This window comes from Acinetobacter sp. CWB-B33, assembly GCF_039655955.1.
Classification (GTDB): Bacteria; Pseudomonadota; Gammaproteobacteria; order Pseudomonadales; family Moraxellaceae; genus Acinetobacter; species Acinetobacter bouvetii.
In genome coordinates this window covers 356,851-382,302 of sequence record NZ_JAGFEU010000003.1, presented here as the reverse complement: position 1 = coordinate 382,302, position 25,452 = coordinate 356,851, and the positions used below count along the sequence as shown (strand labels likewise).

Below are 25,452 nucleotides of genomic sequence, written 5' to 3'. Positions count from 1 at the left end.
TCTGACCGGCGCCTCCCAGGCAATCAACAGACTTTCCGCTCAGCATTCTGACCGGATTTCATCCCTTCCAGACCCGATATTTCGCCATTAGCCAAATCAGCAGCGGCATCAAAATCATACTCACAATATCACGCAGGCTGGAGCCTACCTTCCAATAGCCTCTGTCTACAATATCGTGGCGCGCGCCGAACAGCTCGAATGCAACGGCAGCAAGAATCACAGCCCATACAGCATAATTGGATTTCAATTGGCGCTGATGAAAAAAGGCAATCAAGAAAAACAGCAGCACACCCAGATAAATCAGCAAAGCATCATGGGACAATTGGGTCAATTGCAGAAAGGCGGTGCGCCATTCATAAAGCAGAGAGATGCTCATAAAACTCACTTATTTTTTTCATTTCGTTGTTCTGCGCCCTACTCTAAAATGCCGGGCGCCAAATGCAAAGCAAAAAATGCGGCCTGCAGATAGACCAAACCCGAGTTCTGCATCCTGCAAAACTCGGGTTGATGAGGTTGTGCTTTCACAAGTCTTATTATTCTTTTCGGGTGGCTTTCCTTTCCTGCATCATATCCATGATGATTGCCATCGGCGCCGTCTTCCTTAGCGGGATAATCCGTTCCCTGTTCCATTTGCCGATGAATGTAGGATAGGCGGTTTTCTCAAGCTTGCCTATGCGCCATCAGCCGAAATCAATGTAAGCTATTTCTTACACTTTTCTCTTAAAATCACAGAGCCGCTCAGGGCGCCTTGGTGCCGTCCTTATAGTCCTGCGCAATGTCATCAGTCACTATTTTTTCTTCTTTCTCCGCTTTTTCAATACCTTCCTGTATCGCCTCCTGCGCTTCCCGCTCATCCGCATCGCTTTGCTCCAGCTCTTGCTGTATCTGTGCAAACACACGGCCGGTTTGCAGTGAGACATATACAGGAAAATGATCTGAACCTACGTGAGCTAAGCGCTTCATTCTGACCAAAGCAAAATCGGTGCTGTGGAATACATGATCCAGCGACCAGCGCAATACAGGATAATCCGCATGAAAGGTATTCACGAAATACCGCCCCACCCGCGGGTCCAGCAGGCCGCTGATGCGCTGAAAAAGGCGTGTGGTGCGCGACCACGCCACATCGTTTAAGTCTCCCATCACAATGCAGCTTTCATCCAGATCTTTAATCTGATCGCCGACGATCAGCAGCTCAGCATCGCGCAGGGTGGAATCCTTTGCTTCTGTCGGGCTGGGCGGCTTCGGGTGCAGGCAATACAGCTGTACAGTCTCGCCGGAACGCAAAGTCACAGCGGTATGAATAGATGGAATCTCATCGCTTAAAATGAATTTGACCTGCGTGCCATGCAGCGGCAGCCGGCTGAATAAATGCATGCCGTACAGATTATTCAGCGGCACTGCAACCCGGTAGGGATAGTCATCTCCCAGCGCGCTCAAGGCCTATTCCCAGCGGAGGTCCGACTCTAAAGTCAGCACCAGGTCCGGCTGATATTTTTCAATTTCAGCAAGCAGCAAATGATATTGATGATTGGGCGTTAACACATTTGAGACAATTACAGAGATTTGCCGCTCAGGATTCAGCTGATGCCCGCGGACTTTCTTGACCTGCTTTTTCCAAAGAACAGTATAGGGCAGCACCATTTTCAGCTGAAAAGCAAGCGCCGCGATCAGCCCGACTAACAGGATTTCACGCCAGATATCCCAAGGTTCAGGCCAAAACAGCATCAGCATCAGTGCAAGCATGCCCAGCGCCAAAATCTGCAGCCGCGGGAAATCCGCGCCGCGGAACCACCATTCATCGCGGCGGATCAATGACCAGGCGCTGAGCCAAATTACAAGCGCTGACAGCACTTCCACCCAAATCATTGGCGCCTCCGCTTTATATTCTTAATTTTTTATTGACTCATAAATTTATATCAATTTTGCATGTAACATAAACAAGATATATTGCACAATATAATTGCTGTTTTCATTCTGTAGCGCTTGCAGTTGAGCGCTCTTTTGATACACTCGAACCCCCTTTTATTTTTTAACGCACCGAGGCAAAGTGACATGAAAGTAGGTCTGGTCGGTTGGCGCGGGATGGTTGGTTCCGTCCTGATGCAACGTATGGTTGAAGAAAATGATTTTGCTCATTTTGAGCCATTTTATTTTTCTACCAGTAATGCTGGCGGTGAAGCGCCTGCGTTTGGCGGCAAGACCGCCCCAGCACTTATGGATGCGTCAGACATTAGCAGTCTGAAGCAAATGGATGTCATTATTACCTGCCAAGGCGGTGACTATACCACTGACGTTTTCCCTAAATTAAAAGCGGAAGGCTGGAACGGTTACTGGATTGATGCTGCATCCACACTGCGCATGGATGATGAAGCGATCATCGTGCTTGACCCAGTGAACATGAACGTGATTAAAGACGGCTTAGTCAAAGGCACGAAAACTTTCGTGGGCGGCAACTGCACGGTCTCTTTAATGCTGATGGGCCTAGGCGGTTTATTCCAAAACAATTTGGTGGAATGGGCAACCTCAATGACCTATCAAGCGGCATCGGGTGCAGGCGCGCAAAATATGCGTGAATTGATCTCCGGCATGGGTTATTTATATAACAACACTAAAGATTTGCTGGATGATCCGCGTTCTCCAATTTTAGACATCGACTCTAAAATTGCGCAATTGCAACGTGGCGAAGGTTTCCCTTCCGCAAACTTTGGCGTGCCTTTAGCGGGATCTCTCATTCCGTACATCGACAAGCAGCTGGAAAGCGGCCAGTCGAAAGAAGAATGGAAAGGTCAAGTTGAAACCAACAAGATTCTTGGCAATCAGCAGATCGTGCCTATTGATGGCCACTGCGTGCGTATCGGCGCAATGCGCTGCCATTCGCAAGCCCTGACGTTAAAGCTGAAAAAAGACGTTCCGCTGGATGAAATCGAAGATATGTTACGCAGCGCGAACCAGTGGGCAAAAGTGGTTCCAAATACCCGTGAAGCATCCATGACAGATTTGACGCCAGTTGCAGTCACAGGCACCTTGTCTGTTCCAGTGGGCCGCCTGCGCAAGCTGAACATGGGTAAAGAGTATCTGGGCGCCTTCACCGTCGGCGACCAATTGCTTTGGGGCGCGGCTGAACCGCTGCGCCGCATGCTGCGCATTTTAATCGACTATAAAAATGCCTGATTTTACATGGTGAGCATCATGTAACTAATCTCAAAATATGAAAAGCCGATCTCAATTGATCGGCTTTTTTGTGTAGCAGTCTTGTAATTATTTTACAATTCTTCAACATGCCGTTACTCTATCATTTTCGCTATGCGGCATCGCCTGAGCTAAAGATTAAGATGAATGTATATAACAAATTAAAGATCGCCATTTTAGCCATAATTGCATCGCAGAACATTCATGCGATGACACTTGACCCGATTCAAATTCAGTCGGCACCCGGGGAACTTCTGTATGCGGAAATCAATTTCCGCAATGCGGATCCGAACGCATCAATTCGCGCCGACTTAGCGTCTGCCGAAGACTTAATTGCAATGGGCGCCGGGCATCAGCCTCCGGGCCATTTGAATTTCTTTACCCGCAAAGACAGCTCTGGTTCGGGCGTGATTACCATTACATCATCGCGGCCGCTGACCGATGCTGAACTGAATATTATTGTCAAAATCAGTGAAGGCAATTCTTCACGGCTGCAGCATATCAAAACACCGCTGAAGCGCAGCATGCCAATCAGCCAGCAAATGAATGCCGCGCGCAACGAACGCACCCTTGCACCGGTAATCATCAGCAATGAGCGCGACATTGCGCTGAATTTGCCTGTCAGCGCCCAATATGCCGCGCTTAAGCCGAATGCCGCCGGCAAACCCAAAGAAACCCTTCTTTCTTTAAATTCATCGCTGCCGCCGAGCATGGATAAAAATAGCGCTTCAGCGCCGTTTTCTGCACCCTCGATAAGCGCTGCACCTGCGCCGCAGCCAGCCGTATCTGCTGAAGCCGCGCCTGCAGCCTTGGCGTCAAATAATGCCAATGCGCATGCAGCGCCGCAAGATAAAGCTGTGCAAAAGCAAGTCTCCAGTGACCCGCTGGCTCAAAAATATGCGGCGGAACAGCAGGCTGCACAGCTCAAAGCGCCTGCAGCAGCGGTAAAAAGCCCGCAAGACGCTGCACGTGCGCCGTCCGTAAAACCCGCGCCGCAATCTGCTGCGCAAAAATATGTGGTTCAATCAAATGAATCCCTCTGGGGCATTGCTTCACGTATCGCATCCACTGAAAACCGTCCTGTGGGCGACGTAATGAAGCAGATTAAAGCCAACAATGCACATGCGTTCATTCAGGGGGATTCCAACCGGCTGAAACGCGGCGTAGCCCTGAATTTGAATGGAGCTGCCCTTTCTAAGGAACGTCAGAAAATTTCCGCAGCCGCGCTGAAACAGATGCCGTCCACGCAATCCGGCAAGACCAAATACCGCCTGAATGAAGCGGAAATGAGCCTGGTAGCGGAGAAAACGCAAGATTCGGCGCATGCTTCTGCAAATAAAAGCACAGAAAAAAATCAAACTTCGAACGAGTTATCATTAAAAGTTATGACATCTCGTGAAAAAACCGTTAAATTACAGAGAAACGTAACCCAATTAGAATTGGCGCTAAATCAAAAGGATCATAGAATTCAATTATTAAACACTCGTCTTGCGCAGCTTGAGCAGCAGCTGAAAGCACGCCAGGCAGAGAAAAAGCCAATCAACTAAAAAGTTACATATGATGATTTAAAAGGATGAGCGCACTTTCTCTGCGCCCTATCCCCAAGGGGTAATAACATGCTGTATGTGATTCCATTTGTGATCTTGCTGATCGTTTTGGTGGTCTTAAAAAAACGTCAAGACGCACAGGGTTCTGAAAAATCCACTGCAACCACGGCAACACAAAAAAGTAAGGCGAAAAAAGCCAGCTCATCAGCGAAAGTTGCCCCAAATAAGACACAAGCTGTTCAAGATTCAGTAGTCGAAAAAAAGCAGACTACGCCGCTGACTGCGGAAACCCGCAATAAAATTGAAAGCTTAATTCAAGAGCGCAATTTCTTCTCTGCAGAAGCGCAAATTAATCAGGTGCTGAAAAGAGACAACTCGCAGCATGAGCTGTATTTGTATCTGTTGGATATTCATATTCTGCAAAAAGATGAATTCGCCATCAGCCAGCTGCTCAATCATGTGCGCTCATTAGAGCTGGATGATATTTTAGCGCAGGCGGAAGCAAAAAAAGCCGAATTTGACAAATCACAGCATAAGTCGGATGAAGCAATTGCTTTTGTCAGCCCGACGATAAATCCAGAACCTGCCGCTGCTGCGCCAAAAGCGCAAAATACTGCTGATTTTGATGCATTAATGGCTGGATCTGCCGCGCCTGCTGAACCTAAGGCAGATCTCGCTTTTGAACAGCTTGAGCCACAAGCAGCGCCAAAGCCGGCAGAGCCCGTGCAGCAGGCCGCTGAAGAGATTCAACCTTTAGAGTTTAACCTCTCTTTTGACAGCGCGCCTAAGGCCGAAACTCCGGCACCAGCGCAAGCGCCTGCACCATCCATCGATTTTGGCTCTTTCTCTTTAGAAGAAGCAGCGCCTGCGGCCAAAGCCGAACCGGAAGCGCCTGCTCAGGAAGAAATTCAGCCTTTAGATTTCTCCTTAAATTTAGCGCCTGCAGCCAAAGCTGAACCGGAAGCGCCTGCCCAAGCAGAAATTCAGCCTTTAGATTTCTCATTCTCCTTGGATGCGCCGCAGCCGGCCGAAAAGCCTGAAAGCGCATCGCCGCTGAGTTTTGACCTGAATTCATTGGATATTGCGGCTACAGAAACCCCTGCTGCTGCAGTAAAGCCTGCACAGACAGGCGTGAATTTTGACATCAGCAGCGTCAGCTCTCCATCCGCAGCGCCTGCCGACAGCAGCGACCCGCTGATTCAATCCTTCCCAGCATTGGCTGAAAGCAATGACATTGAGGTTAATCTTGAACTTGCCCAGCAATATATCAAACTCGGCGCTTTCGATGCTGCCCGTGAACTGCTGGCAGAAAAAGAAAACGAGTATTCAACTGAGCAGCGTCAGCAGGCAGATCTGTTACTGAATCAAATCGCATCTTAACCCGATTCGATTTAAACTAAAGCAGTCATCCTTGACTGCTTTTTTTTATGATGAAAAAAATAGCCTTGATCTACATGGGCGGCACCTTTGGCTGTATTGGTGAACCGCTAAGCCCAATGCCTGCGGAGCAGTTTATCCCCAAGCTGCAGCATATTCTGCCGCTGCATCTTGAAATTGACTGCTTTACTGCGCCCGTTATACGGGACAGCAGCGCGTGCATTGCCAGTGACTGGCTGCAGCTGCTGGAACAGATTCAGCACTTACAGCTGCAGCAGTATCAGCATTTTGTGATTATTCATGGCACAGATACCCTAAGCTACGCCAGCGCCGTTTTATCCCGCTTTATGGGCCAATCAGCGCATGTCGTGCTGACTGGCAGCCAATACCCGCTGCTGAATGTCCAAGGGTCCGACAGCCGTGAATTTACGGATGCGATTGATAACCTGAATTTTGCACTGGACTCAGCAGTGCAAGCGCCGGCTGGCGTCTACTTAGCGTTTCATCATCAATTGATCCATGCATCAACCGCCTTAAAAGTGCATACCACGGCCCTCAACGCTTTTGCAGGTTCAACAGAAGACAATGAATACCAGGCCGATTGGCAACCGCTGGCAGTACATGAACCGCTCATAGAAAAAGCGCGCCACTTTAACTGCATGAGCCTGATGATGCAGCCTATAGCGCCAGAACTGCTCTTTGCCAATCTGCAGGCAATTGCTTCCAAACCTCCGCATGTACTTATTTTGCAAGGCTATGGCACAGGCAACATCGCCGTCAGCGCAGACATCATCGCGCTATTGCAAGCGCTGAGGCAGCAAGGATGCGCAGTCATTGTCACCACACAAGTGCCCTTTGGCGGAACAGATCAGCGCTATGCCGTCAGCCAATGGATTACTGACGCCAAAATTTTAATCAGCAATTGCAGCAGCCATGCAGATCTTTATGCAAAAGCGTTAAAAATGTATTTACAATATGATGCTGTAGACCAATGGCTTGCGCATTGGCAGGACTGAACAACACACTGAGGTAAATATGCAGCGTTTTGCAATTGGTATAGAATTTTGCGGCGTACATTACAGAGGCTGGCAAACTCAGCAGCCGGGCGTGCCCAGTGTGCAAGAAACACTCGAAAATACCCTCAGTAAAATCGCAAATGAACCCATTGCCATACATGGCGCTGGACGTACTGATGCGGGCGTGCATGCGACCAATATGGTCGCTCATTTTGATACCGAAGCCATCCGCCCGCTTCGGGGCTGGATGATGGGCGCCAACAGCATCCTGCCAAAAGACATTTCTATTCAATGGATTAAGGAAATGGATTCGGACTTCCATGCGCGCTTTAAGGCGCAGGCACGGCGTTACCGCTATGTGGTCTACAACAATCCGCAGCGGCCAGCTTTATTGCATAAACAGGTGACGCACGTGTATGCTCCGCTGGATGTCGATAAAATGATTCAGGCGGCGAAAAAGTTTGAAGGCACGCATAATTTTGAAAGCTTCCGCGCTGCCGCCTGCCAATCCAATCAGCCAGTGCGCCATGTTAGCCACTGCCGTTTAATCCGCCACGGCTGCTATTTGGTTTTGGACATTCAGGCAGACGGCTTTTTGCATCATATGGTGCGCAATATCATGGGATGCCTGCTGGAAATTGGCCAAGGCATGTATGCAATTGACCATATTGACGAAATTTTTGCAGCAGAAGACCGTAAAGCTGCCGGCGTGACAGCAGCGCCGGATGGACTGTATTTCATTCATGCCGATTACCCGGAACAGTTTGAGCTGCCGAAAGCGCCACTGGGGCCGCATTGGCTGAATATGCCGGAATAATTCAATTTTATTTAAATATATTAAATTCCTCCCAACCTCCCTTTAAAAAAGGAGGGGTTAGGAAGAGGATTAAAACTAACGCTGCTTGCGCTTACGGTATTCCACTGGGGTTTCATTGGTCCAGCGCTTAAAGGCGCGGTAGAACGTGCTTGGCTCAGAGAATCCGGTTAAATACACAATCCGCTCTACACTTTCAGCAGTATTCGCCAAAAGTTTTTTCGCCAAGCGGCAGCGGTAGTCAGACAGAATCTGCTGAAAACTGGTATTTGCTTCAGACAGCTGAGTGCGCAAGCGCCGCGGCGTGATATTCAGCTGGGCAGCCACAGTTTCCAGCGTGGTTTCACCGCTTTCCAGCGTTGAACCAATCGCGCGGCGGACCTCTCCAACCAAATCATAACGCGCCAACTCCTGCAGCTTTTCAATTGCCAGCTGTTCGTGCAGCTGCAGCAATTCAGGCTCGGCCTGCCATAATGGATAATCCAAAATTGCTGGATCAAAGTACAGGCGGGTTTCTTTTTGCCCCAAGCTTACTGGACATTCATACACCCGGAAGTATTCATCATCCGGCGCGCCTTGACTGAAGTTAAAGTCAATATAAATCGGCTGAAAGCGACCTTCCGTAATAAATTTAAAAAACCGCAGCACACCGGACATTGCGCATTCTGAAAAATGGCGGTTGACCAGATTTTCCGCCCAGGGCTGTACGCCGTTGGTCAGATAGCAGCGGTCATCTTCAATCACTAATTTAGCATGGAATGCATCGCTGATCAGACGCTGATAAGCCAAAGCGCGCTTTAGGCCTTCACCGAAATTTTCAGATGAAATGAACAGATGCTCAATCACCTGGCCGCGGTAAAGCGGCAAATGTTCTCCCAAATGCAGGCCAATGTCTGAATCCTTGCTGACTTCTTCAGCAGCGACCCAAAAAGCATATTGCGCATTTAAAGGCGTGCGGTCATTGGCTTCCACCTGTCCTAAAGCCACACCTGCTTTTGTTAATATTTCTTCTGTTGGCAAACCGGCTCGACGAATCGCCTGGTAACCCAATCGCAGTACTACGGATGCATCGGTTAGCTGACCCACTCAAAAACCTTCCTTGTATGTACTTCATTTATACCTAAAAAGATTCAAATTAGATTAACTGTGATTGACCAAACTGACAACATGCTGGAATGCTTTTTTGAAGAAAAATTTTAACCGCAGTGTTCGCCTATTTAAATGGCAGATGATTATTCTGACGCCCATTTCATCTTGTTTTTAGCAAAAAAATTGACTATAATTTGCGCCTTTCCAATTTATTCATTCAGGTAGGCTATGGCCAATAAAGAGGAACTCATCGAGTTCGAAGGCGTTGTCACCGAGACGCTTCCTAATACTATGTTCCGTGTACGTTTAGAAAACGGTCATGAAGTGATTGCCCACATCTCTGGCAAAATGCGTAAACACTATATCCGCATTTTGACTGGCGACAGTGTAAAAGTTGAAATGACACCTTATGACTTGACTAAGGGTCGTATCACTTACCGTGCGCGTTAAGTTTTAGCGAAAGCGGAAAAGCCACTGCATCAGTGGCTTTTTTTTATCGCCGCATTTTTAATTCAATACAGCATATTGGTTTTACAGCCTATCGCCGCGCATTCGCGCAGCCGTTCACGCAGCCAGTTATTGCGCTCTTGAGTCGTGCTCAGCCTGCACTGCACATCAATCCCTGTGTCTGTTGTACACTGTGCATCCCTTTCCCTGATCCATGCCAGCTGTGATTTTTTCAGAATTTTTTTCTGATTTTCCGACAGCTTGCCCCGCAAAGCCTGATAATTTTTATTCAGCTCCGCATCTGCGCTCGCATACAGCTTATTGGTACAATACACATCATCATAAGTGTTTCTCGCCTGCTCGCAGTTATCCGCAAATGCCGCGCCACTTATCCACAAGCTGCCCAGCAGCAAAGCTATTCTTTTCATGTTCTGCATCCTCTATTTTTTATTGTTGCGGCCCGCTTAAAAATATGACGGACGCGTCCTGCATATTCTAAACGAATACGCCCTGCAGAAAATTAAAAAGTGTTAACTTCACACCAAATGCGGCTGGCATCCGCTGATTGAAAGCAGGCATATGGCCTCAGGTCAGCTGTGTCTTCGGCACTCGGCTGAATTACCGTGTATCAAATCACAACAATAAAGCTTCTGGCTTATGCCTAAACTGAATTTATTTGCTGGAGCAATCTTATGAAACTTCAGTTATCTTTTCTGCTGCTGACAGCGCTGTCCGCGCTTTATGGATGCATGTCCAGCCCAGCGATGAATGCCTCGCAGCGTGAAGCCTATCTGCAGCAGTTCATTGGCTTAAGCAGTGATCAAATCCGCAGCCAGCTGGATTTAAGCCGTATCGGCTATCAGCAGGCCGGCGCTCCCGTTCTCAGCGGAAATACCTTAACCTATAGCGCTGCGCGCGCTGTCAGCATTCCAGTACCTATGGCGCAAAATCCAGCCATGGGCCTAGGCGCCGGCTCCGCAGTTCCAATCCCCAGCACAGCGGCCGACCGCTATGATGTGAATTTAAGCTGCCAAATCCGTTTTCAGCTGAAACAGAATATCGCTCAAGCTGTTTATTTGACCGGACGGACTTGTTAGTCTGCCGCGCTGTATAGAGTCAATAGATACTGAAAGCTGAGTTCGGTATTCATTGACTTTAGCGTGATCTAAATAGTCTGCATAAAAAACGCAGCCAAAAGGCTGCGTTTTTTATAGTGCTCAGCAGGGCTTAGTTCAATGCAGCGACAACCGCTTGGCCCATTTCCACCGTACCCACTTTATTCATGCCTTCAGACATAATGTCTGCTGTGCGCAGGCCTTGATCCAAGACATTGCCTACAGCATCTTCAATCGCTTTGGCAGCCGCTTCTGCACGGAAAGTATAGCGGAGCATCATCGCAACAGACAGAATCGTCGCTAATGGATTTGCCAGGTTTTGACCGGCGATATCCGGCGCTGAACCATGGCATGGCTCGTACATACCTTTGCCGTTTTCATCCAAAGAGGCAGAAGGAAGCATGCCGATAGAACCCGTCAGCATGGCGGCTTCATCGGACAGAATATCGCCGAATAAATTAGACGTTACAATCACGTCAAACTGCTTCGGCGCGCGCACCAATTGCATTGCTGCATTGTCGACATACATATGCGATAAATTGATTTCAGGATATTGCGCCTCTTTCATTGCAGTTACGGTTTGTTTCCACAATTCAGTCACTTCAAGCACATTGGCTTTATCCACTGAGCAGACTTTGCCGCCGCGCAAATTGGCCATTTCAAAAGCGACTTTGGCAATGCGCTTAATTTCAGACTCTGAATATACATCTGTGTTGAAACCTTGCTTTTCGCCATTCTCCAATTCACGGATACCGCGAGGCTGGCCAAAGTAAATGCCGCCCGTCAATTCACGGACAATCAAAATATCCAGACCCGCAACAATTTCAGGCTTTAAGCTGGAAGCATCAGCCAGTTGCGGATATAAAATTGCCGGACGCAAGTTTGCGAACAGGTTCAATTCACTGCGCAATTTCAGCAAGCCGCGCTCTGGACGGATTGAGCGCTCAATCGCATCCCATTTTGGACCGCCCACGGCGCCCAGCAGAATCGCATCGGCTTTTTTCGCCTGTTCTGAAGTTACATCCGGGTACGGCGAACCATGCGCATCAATTGCGGCGCCGCCCAGCAAACCTTGCTCCCAAGTCAAATCCAAATTGAATTTCTCATTTACGCGGGCCAGCACTTGCTCTGCAGCTTTTACAATTTCAGGGCCAATGCCGTCGCCAGCTAAAATCAAGATTTGTTTTGACATGAGGGTTTCCATTTATAAGGTCAGTTTTTTAACCAACAAGTTTTTTTACAGTTTCTTTTCTACAAACTCGCCGAGTCCATTTAAGACATTGTACGGTTTGCAGAAACGTCGAATAGTTTTTTGTTCCTGCATCAAATCCACACATAAAGGATCTGGCGCTGAAACATTCAGCAAGCTGCCCCGCTGCTTGCTGCGGTTCCGATACATTTTAAAAACATAGCGCTGGCTGGGATTGAACTGGTGAATCACATGCAGCTGTTCCGCTTTTTCCCTAGAAATTGGATAAAAACGGATCACGACTTCATGCTGTCCCGCCGGCACTGAAAGGTACAAAGCATTTGGATCCTGCAGTGATTTGGCCCGCATACGCAAAATGCCGGACTTGATGGCAGATTTTTCCAAACGCTGATTTTCGGCATTCAAAATGCGAATTTGATCATAACGTTCAAACTCACAATCTTCCGTGCCTGCACAATAAATCTGCGCATGGCTTTTGGTGCCTTCTGTTTCTTTCACTTTGTTTAATTGTGCAGTATCTATACTCTGACATGCCGTTAATGCGGCAGCCAAAGCCCCGAGCAAAGCAAATCGTCCCAAAAGCTTATTCATGACCCGAATCCAACCTGACAAAATTTGGCAAAATATGACTTTAATTATTCACCGATATTAACAAGTCTTCACCGGCATGACTATAGCTCCATGCAACAATGGTTTAGCCCTGAATTTCCGCAAAAACCCAAGGGCGGGCCTGCTTGGTTTTTTCTTCATAAGCGCGGATATCATCTGCGGCCTGCAAAGTTAAACCAATATCATCCAAGCCGTTTAACAGGCAATGCTTGCGGAATGGATCCACTTCAAACTTGAACGCTTCACCATTTGGCGTACGCACTTCCTGCGCGGCCAAATCAATCGTGAGCTGGTAGCCTTCGCTTGCCGCACATTCTTTGAATAGCTGATCAACAATCGCTTCAGGCAAGATCACCGGCAGCATGCCGTTTTTAAAACTGTTATTGAAGAAAATGTCTGCATAGCTCGGCGCAATTACGGTACGGAAACCGTATTCTTCCAATGCCCACGGAGCATGCTCACGGCTTGAACCGCAGCCAAAATTGGCGCGGGAAATTAAGATCGTTGCGCCTTGGTAACGCGGCTGATTCAAAGCAAAATCCGGGTTTTTAGGGCGTTTAGAATTATCCTGACCTAAAAAGCCTTCATCCAAATAGCGCAATTCATCAAATAAATTGTCGCCAAAACCTGTGCGTTTAATGGATTTCAAAAACTGTTTTGGAATGATCAAATCGGTATCGACATTGGCACGGTCTAATGGCGCAACGATACCCTGTTCAACGGTATATTTTTTCATGTCTTTTGCTCCTATTAGAATGTACGCACATCTACAAAGTGGCCTGCAATTGCCGCCGCAGCCGCCATAGCAGGGCTCACCAAGTGTGTCCGGCCGCCGTTGCCTTGACGGCCTTCAAAATTGCGGTTTGAGGTTGATGCGCAGTGCTCGCCCGGCTGCAATTTGTCGGCATTCATCGCCAAACACATCGAACAGCCCGGCTCACGCCATTCAAAACCGGCTTCGATTAAGATTTTATCCAAGCCTTCCGCTTCGGCCTGCGCTTTCACTAAACCAGAACCCGGAACCACCATGGCCTGCTTAATGCTGGAAGCAACTTTTTTGCCTTTCGCCACTTCAGCCGCGGCGCGGATGTCTTCAATACGCGAGTTGGTGCAAGAACCGATAAATACGCGGTCCAACTGAATATCCGCCAATGCCTGGCCTGCAGTTAAGCCCATATATTGATAAGCGCGCGTCCAGTCATTGCGCTGCACGTCATCTTTGGCCTGTTCTAAAGTCGGCACAGCTTGAGACACCGGAATCACCATTTCAGGAGAGGTGCCCCAAGACACTTGCGGCTCAATCTCTTCACCTTGTAATACAACAACGGTATCGAAATGTGCACCTTCATCTGAATGTAAAGTATTCCAGTATTCAACCGCAGCATCCCACTGTTCGCCTGTTGGCGCATACGGACGGCCTTTGACATATTCAATGGTCTTGTCATCAACAGCAACCATGCCTACGCGCGCGCCGCCTTCAATGGCCATATTGCAAACCGTCATGCGGCCTTCAATGGACATATCCCGGAACACTTGGCCGCCAAATTCGATGGCATGGCCGGTGCCGCCTGCAGTGCCGATTTTGCCGATAATAGCTAAAACCACATCTTTGGATGTCACGCCTTGACCTAATGTGCCGTCCACACGCACCAGCATGTTCTTCATTTTCTTTTGCACTAAGCATTGGGTGGCCAATACATGTTCAACTTCTGAAGTGCCGATGCCGTGCGCCAAACAGCCGAATGCGCCATGCGTTGCAGTATGCGAATCGCCGCACACTACGGTCATGCCCGGCAAAGTCAAGCCTTGCTCTGGACCCACCACATGCGCAATGCCCTGACGCACATCATTAATGTCAAATTGAACCACATTGAAGGTTTTGCAGTTGTCATCCAAGGTTTGCACCTGAATGCGTGAAGTATCATCTTCAATGCCGGCAATGCCTTCAGAACGCTCTTTTTTCGAGGTCGGCACATTATGGTCTGGCGTCGCTACATTCGCGCTTAAGCGCCACGGCTTGCGGCCGGCCAATTGCAGGCCTTCAAAGGCTTGCGGAGACGTCACTTCATGCAATAAATGACGGTCGATATACAAAAGTGAAGAGCCATCATCTCGTTGTTTTACTAAATGGTCATCCCACAATTTGTCATACAATGTTTTAGCTTTTGGGGTTTCGCCTGCCATGTCGATATGCTCCACTAGACTGGGTAATTCTGTCATTAAATTAATTATAACTGCGTTTTTACATAAATCTAATTTATCATTTTTATTAATTTAAAAACTTTTTAGAATTAATCAAGGATAGAAAAAGCGCGGATGCCGAATGATTTTTTTCATCAACCCTTCTTAAGAGCGGCCAGCCAATACCAGCTTCAAACGCCTCACAATACTTTGGCAGGCCTGTTGCACACGGCGCACCCGCGCTTCTAAATAAACCCAATTCAGTTAAAGCCCTATTGCCCTGACTGTGGATCAGATCCACAGCCGTCCTCATCAGCGGATAATCCGGGCCATTTCGGTTCCTTCAAGCATCTTTATCAGCAGCTCATCCCGATAGGCCTGAACGGATCGCGATGCATTTTACGGCTGATTGTCCCTCAATTTGCAAACCGTCATCAACGGCTATTCAGCTGTATTCTGTCCAGTTTTACAGCTGAACTATGCAGCCGCACAGATTTTGAGGCCAAATTTCCCCTGCACAGCGCCCATGCCGTGCGTCAACAGCCAAAACGCATCAGAATGCAGCGCATTGCCCCAGACAGCCGCCGCACAATCTGCATTAAGCCGATGAATCTTCTTGATGCTGCGCCAGCTGCTCAATGGCTCGGATGAGTTCAGCTTTGGCTGCGCCGCATTCAGCAGCAGCCCTGTTTTCATCATCTTCATCATCTGCGATTTCATAGATTGCGCAGCGCCGTTCCACGGTTCCTTCAAAAATATCCAGAAGGTTTTTTATATGTTTAATGTCCATTGCATTCACCTTGCAGGAAATGTATCTGACCGAGATACCCTTTCCCCTTAATTCCAAAGGTTCAATTTATAATTTGCAAAAGCGATGCTAAAGAAAACAAAATCCGCTTTTACTTCTTAAATGATAATCATTATTATTAAAGCATTCTAAGGCAAAGATTGAGAGGCTCTCCCATGGCGAACATTCAAAGGTTTGTTGACTGCAACCAAAAAACCTTAAAAAAGACGTTCAGTTACTACATTATGCACATCACCGTGGCAATGCTGGTAGGCTACTTTGTAACAGGCAGTTTAACGATGGCCATTGCATTAAGCTTATTGGAACCCACTGTGCAGGCGGTGGCTTTCTTCTTCCACGAAAAAGTTTGGGAAAAAAAATCAGCCCAGTAAAATCAGTGAATGACTCACTGATCTCTGAGCGGCGCTGCTCTAAAAACAGCCCGCGGGCAGTTTGGCTTTGGCCCATTCATCATTTTAGATTTCGGAACTATCACGGTTCAGATGCATGCAAAACATCGCGCTGCGGTTTGCCTTTGAACGGTTCATCGCTGCAATTTCAAAGCCCTCCAAAGAGGTCAAATTTCGGGCAGAACTGAATGCCGCGCTTCCGCCCGGCGGAAACATCACCGCTCGCCATTTAAGCTTTTTTGATAAATGCCTACTATTAGACCAATAGATACAACTTTTTCTTTGATTAATTCTTAAAATTTCTGAATAATAAAATTACCATAAAAAATCTTTATAGGTAATTTAAGATGAATCTCGCCGCCTTTGAAGCCTTTGTTAAAGTCATGGAAACAGGATCGATTTCTTTGGCCGCCGATCAACTTTTTATTACCCAGCCCGCAGTCACCAAACGCATTCACAGCCTGGAAGAATATTTTGGCGTGAAACTGTTTGAATCCGCAGGCCGCGGTGTTCAGCCAACCCATGCTTCACATTCCCTGCTGCCGAAAGTCAAAAGCTGGCTGAACGAGCTTGGCGACATTCACAACACCTTGAGCCATGAGCAAGGCCAAGTGCAGGGCAAGCTGAAAATCGGCACCAGCCATCATATTGGCCTGCATCATTTGCCAAGCCATTTGCGCAGCTACGTGCAGCAGTTCCCTGAGGTCACTTTAGATGTGCATTTTGTCGATTCTGAACAGGCGCATGAACAAGTGCTTGCCGGCGATTTAGAACTGGCTTTTCTGACCTTGCCGCCGCAGCTGGATGAGCGCCTCAAATATGTCACCATTTGGAATGACCCTTTGGTTTTTGCTGCATCCCCCTTTCATCCTTTAGCGCAGAAGCAGAATCTCAGCCTGGAAGATTTAATTCAATATCCTAGCCTGCTGCCGGCATCGCAAACCTATACCAGCCAAATCACCTTGGCCGAATTTGAAAAGCAGGGCGTCAAGCCTAAAATCACCATGAGCAATAACCCGCTGGAATCCATCCGCATGCTGGTCTCTATTGGCTTAGGCTGGTCGGTGCTGCCCAAAACACTGCTGAATCAGGATTTAAAACAGCTGGATATTCCGCTGGAAATGAACCGCCAGCTGGGCATGGTGTGGCATCCTGCGCGCACGCAGTCCAAAGCCGCTGAAGCGCTGGTCAATATTATGAAACAGCTGCCCTAGCATCAGCTGTTCAATGCATCAAAAAAACCGCCAAACTGGCGGTTTTTTTGCATCATGCAGAGCAAGGCTACCCGCATTCAGCAACGCCGCCTTCTTTTATCCGCCATTATTTTTCAACTGAGTCTTCATGCAAAGATTCGTTCAGCTGATCCACAGTAATGGCCCAGCTGCCGTCGGATTTGATTTTTTCCGCTAAAAACTGGCGCTGCCCCTCTGTCCAATAATCCGCTTCTGTAATTTTGGTCTGCGGATTCAGCTGATGGGTGGCAATAAACAGCGCAATTGCCTCTTCACTCGAATCCAAGCCCAGCTGCTCAAAAAGGTTGGTCATTCTTGGACGTACACTCATTGCTTTTCTCCTTATTTCATTACTCATGATTGCTTGGCAATTTTTTTCTTATTAAGGGTATAGCATGGAAGCCCACAGCACTCAATTGCTTAAATTGGCGCTTAATATTTCAAAAACGGCGTGGTCAGCATCATTACCAAGCCAATCTGGGTAAACAGCCAAAGCAGCGGCATGCTCAGCGCAGTCCCGCCTGCTTCTGCAAAGACCTTTTCACTGTATTGGGCATTCTGCAGGTAAGCTTTGACTTTCCCTGCAGCGAATTCCGCATATAAGCGCTTGCCGATGCAGCCCAAGACCAGATTGGGCATCAGCCCCAGCCACACCGCATATTGCGCGCTCACGCCAATAATCTGTGAAATCACGCCAAAAAATAAGCCGCAAGCCAGCGCCAAGAAAAAGTACGCATACATTTTCCGGTACAGCAGCCAGTAGATGCCAAAGATCAGGCCGGCCCAGCTGAAAGCGGCGGTTTGGCCCTGCGGAAGATTTAAATAAGACTGCGCGCGCGGGCCCATGAACAGCGCTAATAACTCTGCCTGAGAACGTACTGGGGTGGATAATTCACTTGTCATCTGCAATTTAATCTTGAGTTGTTTTCATTGAAAAGCAGCATCCTGAAATGCCGCATGCTATTGCGCTGCTGTGCAATTCAAGCTGCAAAAATTTAAATTGACCAGTCTTGAATCGCCCAGCCCTGTTCTTTGGCCAAGATTTCAAGCCGGTCATCTGGATTCACTGCAATGGCATGGTCTGCATATTCCAGCAAAAACCGGTCATTGATGGAATCTGAATAGGCCCAGGATTCGGTAACATCGCGGCCTTCCAGCCACTGATCCAAACGCGCCAGCTTGCCTTTCTGATAGCAGGGAATATTCACCACTTTGCCCGTATATTTGCCTTCAATCACTTCAGCATTGGTGGCAATAATTTCACTAATGCCGAACTCGCGGAAAATCGGCGCCGTAATAAAATCTGAAGTTGCGGTAATTCCGACCAAAGCATGGCCTGCCTCTTGATGGCGCTGAATGGCTTTAAAGCCTTCGGGGCGCATTTGCGGACGGATGACCTTCTGCATAAAGCGCTCATGCAGTTCAGTTAAATAGGCATTGTCGTGCTGGGTCAAAAACTCAAAAACAAATTCATTATAGGCAATCGGATCAAGCTGGCCAGCTTTGTAATCGTCATAAAATTTATCGTTCATGGCGCGATGGCGAATTGGATCCACCAAGCCTTCATTGACTAGAAACTCCCCCCAAGAATGGTCAGAATCTGTATTTAATAAGGTGTGGTCTAAGTCAAACAGCGCCAATTTCATGAAAATACTCGTAAAAGCTTAAATTTAAGAAAAAATTTGTAAATCTATCTCCGCTAGTCGATAGAAATTCGTTAAGATCATATCAATTTTAACATTATTTACACTTTGCTTTTCCGAGTTGGATGCAGAAATAACAATCCCCGGAGGCAAAGCTATAAATTACACAATATTTAGGTAGCCAAATGATCGACTCAGAAGGTTTCCGACCCAATGTCGGGATCATTTTGGCAAACGAATCTGGTCAAGTTTTATGGGCAAAACGCATTGGTCACAATGCATGGCAATTTCCGCAAGGAGGTATTCAGTATGGTGAAACCCCCGAACAGGCACTTTTTCGTGAACTGAGAGAAGAAGTTGGCTTATTGCCCGAACATGTCCAGATTATCGCGCAAACTAAAGGTTGGCTGCGTTACCGTTTGCCGAATCGATATATACGCCCAGACTCTGACCCCGTATGTATAGGTCAAAAACAGAAGTGGTTTTTGCTGAAATTGACGGCTTCAGCACAGCATATTCAGCTGGATCTCTCCGATCCGCCTGAATTTGACCAATGGCAATGGGTGAGTTATTGGTACCCGCTGGGCCAAGTGGTCAATTTTAAGCGCGATGTTTACCGCAAAGCGATGATGGAGCTGTGCAATCAGCTGCCGCAAAAACCTTAAAAATTGCAGAAAAATGCAGATTTTTGAGAGAACTATTGTTATAAATTAAGTCATATAGAACGGAACATTTTAGGAGCAGACACGATGTCGAATATGCAGCTGGATACCTTAAGACGCATTGTCCAAGAGATTAATGCGTCCACCAGCCTGCATGAATCCTTAGACATCATGGTCAAGCAGGTGGCCGAGGCCATGCAGGTCGATGTCTGCTCCATTTACCTGCTGGATGAGCGCAATCACCGCTACCTGCTCATGGCCTCAAAAGGCCTGAATGCCGAAGCTGTCGGCAATGTGTCCCTGCATACCAGTGAAGGCCTGGTCGGCTTGGTCGGCCAGCGCGAGGAAATTGTCAATTTAGACAATGCGCCGAAACATGAACGCTTTATGTACCTGCCGGAAACTGGGGAAGAAATTTACAATTCTTTCCTTGGTGTTCCCGTCATGTACCGCCGCAAAGTGATGGGCGTGCTGGTGGTGCAAAATAAAGAGTCACAGGATTTCAGTGAAGCCGCCGAATCCTTTTTGGTCACCCTGTGCGCACAGCTGTCCGGCGTCATTGCGCATGCGCATGCCGTCGGCAATATTGATGTTTTCCGCAAGCCGAACAATTTGCCCGCGTATAAAACCTTTCAGGGCGTTTCCGGCTCTGGCGGCATTGCGCTTGGCCGCGCGGTCATCCTCTATCCGCCAGCAGACTTAGCCGCAGTGCCAGACCGCGAAGCGGATGACATCAGTGAAGAACTGGAGCTGCTGGACAATGCCCTAAATTCAGTACGGCTGGAAATTCAGTCGCTGGATGACAAAATGCAGGATGCCCTCATGGCGGAAGAACGCGCCTTATTCAGTGTGTTCTTGCGCATGCTGGATGAAAACGCCCTGCCGGCAGAAATTAAATCAGAAATCCGTGACGGCAATTGGGCGCAAGGCGCCGTGCGCAATGTTATTGATAAGCACATCGCGCTGTTTGCGCAAATGGAAGATGACTACCTGCGTGAGCGCGTATCAGACCTGAAAGATTTAGGCCGCCGCATTTTAGCCTTCCTGCAGGAAGCCGATGCCAGTCACCGCGAAATTACCAATGAAAGCATCCTGATTGGCGATGAAATTTCTACGGCCGCGCTGGTGGAATTGCCGGTCGACAAGATCGCCGCCATTGTCACCACCGAAGGCGCAATGAATTCGCATATGGTGATTGTGGCGCGGGCGCTTGGCATTCCAACAGTCGTTGGCGTCACTGAACTGCCGATCAATACCCTTGATGATGTCGAGATGATTGTCGATGCGCACCAAGGCCGTGTTTTCATTAACCCGCCGCGCCGCCTGCGCACCCGCTACAAAGAGATTCAAAAAGAAGAAGAGCAGCTCGCCAAAGATCTGAAGCAGTACGAAACTAAAGATGCCGTCACGCCTGATGGTGTCGCGGTGAAACTCTACGTGAATACCGGCCTGATGATTGATGTGGTGCGCGGAGTTCAGCGCGGCGCCAAAGGGGTTGGCCTGTACCGTTCTGAAATTCCATTTATGTTGCGTGACCGTTTTCCGGGTGAAGAAGAGCAGCGCCTGATTTACCGCCAGCAGCTGAGCCACTTTGCCAATAAGCCGGTAGTCATGCGCACACTGGATATCGGCGCGGATAAAGACCTGCCGTATTTCTCGATTGAAGAAGAAAACTCAGCCTTGGGCTGGCGCGGCATCCGCTTTACGCTGGATCATCCTGAAATTTTTTCTTCGCAGATCCGCGCCATGCTCAAAGCCAGCATCGGCCTGAACAACCTGCATATTCTGCTGCCGATGGTGACCAGCGTCAGTGAAGTGGAAGAAGCGCTGTACCTGCTGGACCGTGACTGGCAGGCGGTACAGGAAGAAGAACAGGTTAAAATCAACAAGCCTAAAATCGGCATCATGGTCGAAGTGCCCAGCGTGCTGCTGCAGATTGAAGAATTTTCTGAACTGGTGGATTTTTTCTCGGTCGGCTCCAACGATTTGACCCAGTATCTGCTGGCGGTTGACCGCAACAACCCGCGTGTCGCCAACGTCTATTCGCACTTGCATCCCGCTGTTTTGCGCGCGCTGGCGCGCTTAGTGCAAGAATGCCATAAATATGACAAACCCATCAGCATCTGCGGAGAAATGGCAGGCGATCCGCTGTCTGCGGTACTGCTGATGGCTATGGGCTTCAATACCCTGTCGATGAGTTCAAGCAACATTTTGCGGGTGCGCAAAGCGATTTGCCATGTGCCGATGACTGAAGCGCAGGAACAGCTGGAACACGTGCTGAACATGAGCAATCCGCTGATGGTGAAAAGCTGGATGGAGTATTACTTTAAAACGCATGGCCTGGCGGATATGGTCAAAGCATCTACGCGTATTGTAAGCGCCTGACTTCAGCACCCAAAACTTGTTTTAACCGCGCTGCTTTGGCTGAGTTTAAAAGACGAAGCGGTTTAATCAGCAGTGACGGCCGTGATCTATTGTTCACTGCCTGTTGATGAGGTGCATATGGATTTTATTCTGTTTCTTGTCTTTGCCGGGATTATCTTTTTAATCACCGCAAAGCCGTTTAAACAACTCAAATCTAGACCGCAGGCGCCAGCACAGAAAATCAAAGCGGCCGCGGTTCGAAATTCCAGCCACAGCCCTGCACGGGCAGCCATTCCAGCGCTTTTAGGCATTGAAATTACCCGCATTCAGCAGCGGCGCTTAGGCAAGAATGATCCATCGGTACAGGCAGCCAACCGCGCAAAACGGCATGATACGCATGCTGCAGCGCCGTCATTCTTCGAGCAAATGGGGAAAAAGATTGAAAAAGCCGTGCTTGACATGAATGAAGCTGCACAGCAAAAAACCGCAGCCGCGCCGTTAAAGAAAGAAGATTTAGCGACACTCTTGAATGATTTATTTTCTAATAAAAAATAACTGCATTGGCGGTTAAGCCGCCATTAAAAAAGGGAGATACTCATTCGAATATCCCCCTTTTTTGTGCTTGCTGTAGCCGCGTTTTGCGTTTTTCTTCCGGTCTACAAAAGTTTGGCTTTTGTTAAAATCGTTCATGTGTTTTGCCACAAAGTTGTTGATGACAACCTCTGGCGCTGCTTTTCTCTTTGCCATTTTCTTCACCTGTTTTCAGCTTGCCTATCTGACGCATGCAGTGCATATATTGCGCTATTTTATCAAAAATTCAAGCATTATCTTTACATCATTAATCACGCCATGCATCCAGCCTGCAGGGCAAAAACAGCAGTATTTTTAAAGCCTAATCCATATGCTGATGTAAATCCTGCTGTACTGATCCCCCTAAAATCAGCGCATCAAAATGCGACAGCCCGCTGGCGAAAGCCGCCGAAAAAAATAAAATCAGCAATAACTTGCCCACACTAAAAACATGATCCATAACAAGCTCCCCTGCCGTTCAATACTGTGAAATTAAAACAGCCGCGGGTTATCATGTACAATGATTTAAAGTGATGCCATCTATCTTAAAACGTGATCATAATGCAAATTAAATCATTGGAAATATTTACTGCCGTCATCAAGCTGCAGAGTTTTTCTGCTGCTGCACAGCACCTGCATACGGTGCAATCCAATGTCACCGCGCATATCAAGAAGCTGGAAACGGAGCTGCAGGCTGAGCTTTTGCATCGGCAGCATCCCATCCGCCCGACACGTGCAGGCATGCAGCTTTTCCGCGCGGCGGAACAGATGCTGCAGCTGCATCAGGAGGTGCTCAATCAATTCAATCATTCCAGTTTAGATTCGAATCTTCCTTTAGAAATTGGCAGCATGGAAACCACGGCTGCAATTCGCTTGCCGGCGCTTTTCCAAAATCTTCAAAAACGTGATCTGCAATTTCCCTACACCTTAACCACGGCTCCAACGCGTGAGCTGATTGATGCAGTTCAGGCCGGGCAGCTCGATTGTGCATTTATCGCCAATCCTGCGCCGGTTGCAGGTTTATTTAATTTTCATGTCTGGACGGAAGAACTGGTCCTGATTAGTGCGAAAAATTCTCCAAATCCCTTATCGGCAGAATATTTAAGCCATAAAAAATTCATCAGCTTCAAGCAAGGCTGCAGCTACAGGAAAGTGATTGATCATTACCTTTCTATACAGCAGCTCCCCGCAGCGAATATTCTTGAAATGGGCAGTCTGGACGGGATTGTCAGCTGTGTCAGCTTAGATGTCGGCATTGCCATTCTGCCGCTTAAATATGTGCAGCAGTCGTATTTTTATCCGCACATACAAATCCATGCGCTTGAAGCGCCGCTTGCCCGCATGCCGACCTATTTAATTGCCGGAGATCAAAATCAATGGAGTTCGAATATGCATTTATTTTTTAAACATTTGCATACCGAGCAATCTCCTTCTCTGCCTGCATTGACCGCCGCACTGGAAACTTAAAAGCTGAATTTAGAGCGCGAAAGCTCTTTCCAGCAAGCGCTCTGCATCCACCATTTTAGCGTCCAGCATTCCAGCAACACGGCCATGAAATGCACTGTAACGGCTTTGAATAAATCCATCCGCCACATAGGCTGGGGCATAGCGTTTCAGCAATACCGCCTGCGCCAAAATCACCACACGGCTGACCAGGCTGCGTCCCATAAACTGCAGATCTTCTGGCGCTTGCTGGAACAGTTTGAATAGATTTTGCAGCTCAGTTTGCAGCGTTGCATCTGTGCTTGCAGTTGCAGCCAGATCTTTAAACAGCACTTCAATCGATTCAGGTTCACGCCCAATCGCGCGCAGCACATCCAGGCACATGACATTGCCCGAACCTTCCCAAATAGTATTCACAGGTGCTTCTTTAAAAATGCGCGCCATGATGCCGTTATCGACATAGCCATTGCCGCCAAAGACTTCCATCATCTCCCCCGTCAGCTCAACCGCACGTTTGCAAATCCAAAACTTGGCGGCTGGGGTCATAATGCGTTTCCATGCTACAGACAGCGCATCATCCGATTCATAGCACTGCGCCAAATGGAAACTGAGCTGAGTCGCGGCTTCACTCTCTAAAGCTAAATCGGCCAAGACTGCACGCATCAATGGTTGATCAATCAAAGGCTTGCCAAAAGCCTGACGCTGGCGGGTATAGGTAATGCATTGCACCAAGGCTTGACGCAGCATGGCACTGCTGCCGACCGAACAGGTTAAGCGGGTATAGTTTGCCATTTCAATAATGGTCGGAATACCTCGCCCTGCTTCTCCAATCATGATGCCCCAGGCATTTTTAAATTCGACTTCAGAACTGGAATTGCTGCGGTTGCCAACTTTCTCTTTCAGACGCTGTATGTGTATTTGATTTTTCGTTCCGTCTTTCAGCCAGCGCGGCACAAAGAAACAGGCCAACCCCTCCTGCTCGGTTTTCGCCACCACCAAATGCGCATCACACATCGGTGCAGAAAAAAACCATTTATGCCCTGTGAGCAAATAGGCTCTGCCGCGGCCTGACTCAGCGACAGGCACAGCAATGGTTTCATTGGCCCGCACATCCGAACCGCCCTGCTTTTCGGTCATGCCCATGCCCAGCCAAATCGACTTTTTCTGAGCCATCGGCACATCGCGTTCATCATATTCGGTCGAAAGTAGTTTCTCTCCAATTTTGGCCCACAGTTCAGGTTCACGCTGAATCAGCGGAATACTGCCTAAGGTCATCGAATTTGGACATAAGTTGCCGCATTCCACCTGTCCGGCAAGATAAAAACGCGCAGCCCAATCCACCCATTTTGTATTGGAGTTCGGATGATTAAATGGATGTGCATGGGTATCAAACTGGCGGTTGAGGCCCATCCATTTATGCCATGAAGGATGAAATTCGATAAAGTCTTTACGGCGGCCTCGGGCATCAAAGGCATGTAAAATTGGCGTGTGCTGATTGGCTAAAGCGCCATGCAGATAATATTCACTCGAACCTGCGACCTTGCCCATTTCACATAGAGTGGCCTGATCATGGCTACCGCAGCGTTTTAATATTTCGTGTAAAACTGTATCGCTTGAAAATAGATTATAGTTTTCCAGTTCATCAAATTGATTGCTGATTTGATGCGTCATCCATGTCTGTTCTAATGTATTCATCGTCTATATTTTCCGCTTGTTGTTCTTGGCTTTTCATTTCAGTATAGAGACA

The 25,452-nt window shown here is 48.1% G+C and carries 29 protein-coding genes and 1 pseudogene; 14 read left to right on the top strand and 16 right to left on the bottom strand.

Going from position 1 to position 25,452, the window contains the following annotated elements; translation table 11 throughout:
* Positions 1-58: 58 nt before the first annotated feature.
* From JZ784_RS11190 to JZ784_RS11180, 3 genes and pseudogenes are all read right to left on the bottom strand, one after another.
* Positions 59-376 (bottom strand): hypothetical protein, encoded by a 318-nt coding sequence (locus JZ784_RS11190; RefSeq protein WP_346314925.1) that lies wholly within the window; start codon positions 374-376, stop codon positions 59-61.
* Between the two features lie 38 nt (positions 377-414).
* Complete coding sequence (locus JZ784_RS11185; protein WP_228128329.1) at positions 415-630, bottom strand: hypothetical protein; 216 nt, start codon at positions 628-630, stop codon at positions 415-417.
* A gap of 108 nt (positions 631-738) precedes the next feature.
* Positions 739-1,866, bottom strand: a pseudogene (locus JZ784_RS11180) (endonuclease/exonuclease/phosphatase family protein).
* 186 nt (positions 1,867-2,052) lie between these two features.
* Between JZ784_RS11180 and asd the strand changes: the two are divergent.
* From asd to truA, 5 genes are all read left to right on the top strand, one after another.
* Positions 2,053-3,171: an aspartate-semialdehyde dehydrogenase gene (asd, locus tag JZ784_RS11175; RefSeq protein WP_219190177.1), complete on the top strand. Its 1,119-nt coding sequence runs from the start codon at positions 2,053-2,055 to the stop codon at positions 3,169-3,171.
* A gap of 161 nt (positions 3,172-3,332) precedes the next feature.
* On the top strand, positions 3,333-4,736 hold the full coding sequence (locus JZ784_RS11170) for a hypothetical protein (RefSeq protein ID WP_346314924.1): 1,404 nt from the start codon (positions 3,333-3,335) through the stop codon (positions 4,734-4,736).
* A gap of 69 nt (positions 4,737-4,805) precedes the next feature.
* The gene (locus JZ784_RS11165) at positions 4,806-6,116 is read left to right on the top strand and encodes a fimbrial protein FimV (RefSeq protein ID WP_346314923.1); all 1,311 of its coding nucleotides are present in this window, start codon (positions 4,806-4,808) and stop codon (positions 6,114-6,116) included.
* 47 nt (positions 6,117-6,163) lie between these two features.
* Entirely contained in the window at positions 6,164-7,129 is a 966-nt protein-coding gene (locus JZ784_RS11160) for an asparaginase domain-containing protein (RefSeq protein WP_346314922.1), read from the top strand.
* A gap of 19 nt (positions 7,130-7,148) precedes the next feature.
* Positions 7,149-7,946: a tRNA pseudouridine(38-40) synthase TruA gene (truA, locus tag JZ784_RS11155; protein ID WP_346314921.1), complete on the top strand. Its 798-nt coding sequence runs from the start codon at positions 7,149-7,151 to the stop codon at positions 7,944-7,946.
* Positions 7,947-8,021: 75 nt separating this feature from the next.
* Here the strand turns inward: truA and JZ784_RS11150 are convergent, their stop codons facing one another.
* Complete coding sequence (locus JZ784_RS11150) at positions 8,022-9,029, bottom strand: AraC family transcriptional regulator (protein WP_005007236.1); 1,008 nt, start codon at positions 9,027-9,029, stop codon at positions 8,022-8,024.
* Positions 9,030-9,260: 231 nt separating this feature from the next.
* Between JZ784_RS11150 and infA the strand changes: the two genes are divergently transcribed.
* The gene (gene infA / locus JZ784_RS11145) at positions 9,261-9,482 is read left to right on the top strand and encodes a translation initiation factor IF-1 (RefSeq protein ID WP_001284370.1); all 222 of its coding nucleotides are present in this window, start codon (positions 9,261-9,263) and stop codon (positions 9,480-9,482) included.
* A gap of 62 nt (positions 9,483-9,544) precedes the next feature.
* Here the strand turns inward: infA and JZ784_RS11140 are convergent, their stop codons facing one another.
* A complete protein-coding gene (locus tag JZ784_RS11140; protein WP_346314920.1) occupies positions 9,545-9,907 on the bottom strand; it encodes a lysozyme inhibitor LprI family protein in 363 nt (120 codons plus the stop codon).
* Between the two features lie 264 nt (positions 9,908-10,171).
* Here JZ784_RS11140 and JZ784_RS11135 point away from each other — a divergent pair, with 264 nt between their 5' ends.
* Positions 10,172-10,576: a hypothetical protein gene (locus JZ784_RS11135; RefSeq protein WP_005007231.1), complete on the top strand. Its 405-nt coding sequence runs from the start codon at positions 10,172-10,174 to the stop codon at positions 10,574-10,576.
* A 130-nt stretch (positions 10,577-10,706) separates the two neighbouring features.
* Here JZ784_RS11135 and leuB read toward each other — a convergent pair whose 3' ends face one another.
* From leuB to JZ784_RS11110, 5 genes are all read right to left on the bottom strand, one after another.
* Positions 10,707-11,786 carry a 3-isopropylmalate dehydrogenase gene (gene leuB, locus JZ784_RS11130; RefSeq protein ID WP_346314919.1) on the bottom strand — a complete coding sequence of 360 codons (1,080 nt, stop codon included), beginning with the start codon at positions 11,784-11,786 and terminating at the stop codon, positions 10,707-10,709.
* Positions 11,787-11,831: 45 nt separating this feature from the next.
* Entirely contained in the window at positions 11,832-12,395 is a 564-nt protein-coding gene (locus JZ784_RS11125; protein WP_346314918.1) for a hypothetical protein, read from the bottom strand.
* A gap of 103 nt (positions 12,396-12,498) precedes the next feature.
* Positions 12,499-13,149: a 3-isopropylmalate dehydratase small subunit gene (gene leuD, locus JZ784_RS11120; protein WP_130143755.1), complete on the bottom strand. Its 651-nt coding sequence runs from the start codon at positions 13,147-13,149 to the stop codon at positions 12,499-12,501.
* Positions 13,150-13,163: 14 nt separating this feature from the next.
* The gene (gene leuC, locus JZ784_RS11115; RefSeq protein ID WP_346314917.1) at positions 13,164-14,597 is read right to left on the bottom strand and encodes a 3-isopropylmalate dehydratase large subunit; all 1,434 of its coding nucleotides are present in this window, start codon (positions 14,595-14,597) and stop codon (positions 13,164-13,166) included.
* Positions 14,598-15,192: 595 nt separating this feature from the next.
* Positions 15,193-15,384 carry a hypothetical protein gene (locus JZ784_RS11110; protein WP_005007222.1) on the bottom strand — a complete coding sequence of 64 codons (192 nt, stop codon included), beginning with the start codon at positions 15,382-15,384 and terminating at the stop codon, positions 15,193-15,195.
* A 173-nt stretch (positions 15,385-15,557) separates the two neighbouring features.
* On the opposite strand from JZ784_RS11110, the gene JZ784_RS11105 reads away from it, so the two are divergent.
* The 3 genes from JZ784_RS11105 (at position 15,558) to JZ784_RS11095 (ending at position 17,005) form a co-directional block, all read left to right on the top strand.
* Entirely contained in the window at positions 15,558-15,773 is a 216-nt protein-coding gene (locus JZ784_RS11105; RefSeq protein ID WP_005007218.1) for a DUF2061 domain-containing protein, read from the top strand.
* A 115-nt stretch (positions 15,774-15,888) separates the two neighbouring features.
* A complete protein-coding gene (locus JZ784_RS11100) occupies positions 15,889-16,059 on the top strand; it encodes a hypothetical protein (RefSeq protein ID WP_346314916.1) in 171 nt (56 codons plus the stop codon).
* A gap of 79 nt (positions 16,060-16,138) precedes the next feature.
* A complete protein-coding gene (locus JZ784_RS11095) occupies positions 16,139-17,005 on the top strand; it encodes a LysR family transcriptional regulator (protein ID WP_346314915.1) in 867 nt (288 codons plus the stop codon).
* Between the two features lie 106 nt (positions 17,006-17,111).
* On the opposite strand, the gene JZ784_RS11090 is transcribed toward JZ784_RS11095, so the two are convergent.
* The 3 genes from JZ784_RS11090 to JZ784_RS11080 all read right to left on the bottom strand — a co-directional run bounded on the left by JZ784_RS11090 (position 17,112) and on the right by JZ784_RS11080 (position 18,669).
* On the bottom strand, positions 17,112-17,354 hold the full coding sequence (locus JZ784_RS11090) for a DUF2789 family protein (RefSeq protein WP_005007213.1): 243 nt from the start codon (positions 17,352-17,354) through the stop codon (positions 17,112-17,114).
* Between the two features lie 101 nt (positions 17,355-17,455).
* Positions 17,456-17,926, bottom strand: a complete 471-nt coding sequence (locus tag JZ784_RS11085) for a DUF2628 domain-containing protein (protein ID WP_005007210.1) — start codon at positions 17,924-17,926, stop codon at positions 17,456-17,458.
* Positions 17,927-18,018: 92 nt separating this feature from the next.
* Positions 18,019-18,669 (bottom strand): HAD family hydrolase, encoded by a 651-nt coding sequence (locus tag JZ784_RS11080; RefSeq protein WP_130143758.1) that lies wholly within the window; start codon positions 18,667-18,669, stop codon positions 18,019-18,021.
* A gap of 182 nt (positions 18,670-18,851) precedes the next feature.
* Here JZ784_RS11080 and JZ784_RS11075 point away from each other — a divergent pair, with 182 nt between their 5' ends.
* From JZ784_RS11075 to JZ784_RS11065, 3 genes are all read left to right on the top strand, one after another.
* Positions 18,852-19,331 carry an RNA pyrophosphohydrolase gene (locus JZ784_RS11075; protein WP_005007208.1) on the top strand — a complete coding sequence of 160 codons (480 nt, stop codon included), beginning with the start codon at positions 18,852-18,854 and terminating at the stop codon, positions 19,329-19,331.
* 84 nt (positions 19,332-19,415) lie between these two features.
* Positions 19,416-21,713: a phosphoenolpyruvate--protein phosphotransferase gene (gene ptsP / locus JZ784_RS11070; RefSeq protein ID WP_005007207.1), complete on the top strand. Its 2,298-nt coding sequence runs from the start codon at positions 19,416-19,418 to the stop codon at positions 21,711-21,713.
* Between the two features lie 81 nt (positions 21,714-21,794).
* The gene (locus tag JZ784_RS11065; RefSeq protein WP_346314914.1) at positions 21,795-22,247 is read left to right on the top strand and encodes a hypothetical protein; all 453 of its coding nucleotides are present in this window, start codon (positions 21,795-21,797) and stop codon (positions 22,245-22,247) included.
* Between the two features lie 12 nt (positions 22,248-22,259).
* On the opposite strand, the gene JZ784_RS11060 is transcribed toward JZ784_RS11065, so the two are convergent.
* The gene (locus JZ784_RS11060; RefSeq protein WP_005007205.1) at positions 22,260-22,439 is read right to left on the bottom strand and encodes a hypothetical protein; all 180 of its coding nucleotides are present in this window, start codon (positions 22,437-22,439) and stop codon (positions 22,260-22,262) included.
* 145 nt (positions 22,440-22,584) lie between these two features.
* Complete coding sequence (locus JZ784_RS11055) at positions 22,585-22,722, bottom strand: hypothetical protein (RefSeq protein WP_346314913.1); 138 nt, start codon at positions 22,720-22,722, stop codon at positions 22,585-22,587.
* 101 nt (positions 22,723-22,823) lie between these two features.
* Between JZ784_RS11055 and JZ784_RS11050 the strand changes: the two genes are divergently transcribed.
* On the top strand, positions 22,824-23,729 hold the full coding sequence (locus tag JZ784_RS11050) for a LysR family transcriptional regulator (RefSeq protein WP_346314912.1): 906 nt from the start codon (positions 22,824-22,826) through the stop codon (positions 23,727-23,729).
* A gap of 9 nt (positions 23,730-23,738) precedes the next feature.
* Here JZ784_RS11050 and JZ784_RS11045 read toward each other — a convergent pair whose 3' ends face one another.
* On the bottom strand, positions 23,739-25,400 hold the full coding sequence (locus JZ784_RS11045; RefSeq protein ID WP_346314911.1) for an acyl-CoA dehydrogenase family protein: 1,662 nt from the start codon (positions 25,398-25,400) through the stop codon (positions 23,739-23,741).
* Between the last annotated feature and the right edge of the window lie 52 nt (positions 25,401-25,452).